2 protein-coding genes are annotated in these 1,312 nt (G+C 54.0%); both read right to left on the minus strand.

Features of this window, described 5'->3' with window-relative positions; genetic code table 11:
- On the minus strand, positions 1 to 970 hold a 970-nt coding region (locus EN994_RS31865), incomplete at its 3' end, for a DUF262 domain-containing protein (protein WP_164746435.1).
- Between the two features lie 112 nt (positions 971 to 1,082).
- A partial coding sequence (locus EN994_RS35745) for a hypothetical protein (RefSeq protein WP_206530551.1) occupies positions 1,083 to 1,312 on the minus strand: 230 nt, incomplete at its 5' end.

Here is a 1,312-nt window from a genome sequence, read left to right on the forward strand (position 1 = left end):
GCGTGAGGTCCAAAATCCATCTGCGATAGGATTCAAAGAGATCGTCGACCGAAACGGTCTCCGCTTTCTTCATTGTAAGGTGGTCGACAAGCAGCCAATCCAGGCGGGACTTCGTCTGACGACCGCGTGTATCCCCTTCCTTCCAGAACCAACCGTCGAGCGGGAGCCAGAAATCCTGGTACAGGCGGTCTACATTCAGAGAACCCTTGGTCTGTCCCAACCCTTTCGCTCGCTGAAAGATGAAGTTACGCATGAGATCACCGGCGGTCAGATCGACTCCCCGGCTGTTAAGCGTTTCGAAGATCGTCTGAGCGTCATCGCCACCTTCAAGTTCGATTGATACTGCTGCCAACCCGACGCGTAACGCCTCAAACAACTTCTCCATGCGAAAGGCATCATATTCACCATTCGGCCGGACGTGCTTTTCGATGCGATCCTTGAAGAACGCATGCGCCGCTACCGACGGGCGAACCACACCCTGCTCATCATCCAAACGGAAGGTTGCCGCATCCGACTTGTCCTCAGCGTCAACCACTCCGATGAAAGAAGCACGGTCGGTGAGTGACGGCCAAAGCTTGAACCGCTCGACTTCTGGCTGCTCCATTACACCATCGTTGAAGATGTACTTGGCTACCTCGTCCGCATATTCGGGTGAGTGGCAGGCTGCCACGTCCCTTAGGGCGGTCAGGAGCAACTGGAAGGTCGTAAGGCGCTGTTGGCCATCAATGACCTCAAACGCCTGCACCTGCTTGCCGAACGTTTTCACCTGCGAGATCACGATCGCTCCCATGAAGTGGGGCGCAGATAACACGCCTTCCGCCTCAAGCTTTGCCGCAGCCCGCTGAATATCCTCCCAAAGCAACTCCAGTTGGGGGGTCACTTTCCAGGCGTATTGCCGCTGATACAGCGGAATCAGGTAGCGTCTCTTACCGTCAAAAAGCTCTATGATCGATCTTGTAAATGGTCGCATTAGCCCTATTCGCCCCTAATCGAGTGTGCTTATAATTCGCTGAGCCAAACTACACTTATAGTTTTAAGCTATCCTCGCGCCTTCACCTGCGTGTCCCAATCAGCCGCTTTATCTACGAGAGAAGGATTGGATCAACAACATCGCTGGGCGATGGCTTGTCTGCCCGTTCGGTCGCCCTGTCGACGAGTTTTTCTAGTTCTCGGGCGAAATTGAACGGCCGCTGCTTTGTGAAAATCGGCGTGAGCGTCCAGAAGGGATTTTGAACCGCCGAAGGACGATCAAAATTCTTGTCCTTGCATAGAGAGAATTTTCCGGTGCCGTCCGTGTCGACCCTTCCATAAC

It is taken from the genome of Mesorhizobium sp. M7A.F.Ca.CA.002.09.1.1 (assembly GCF_003998555.1).
In the GTDB taxonomy this organism is placed as follows: domain Bacteria; phylum Pseudomonadota; class Alphaproteobacteria; order Rhizobiales; family Rhizobiaceae; genus Mesorhizobium; species Mesorhizobium ciceri.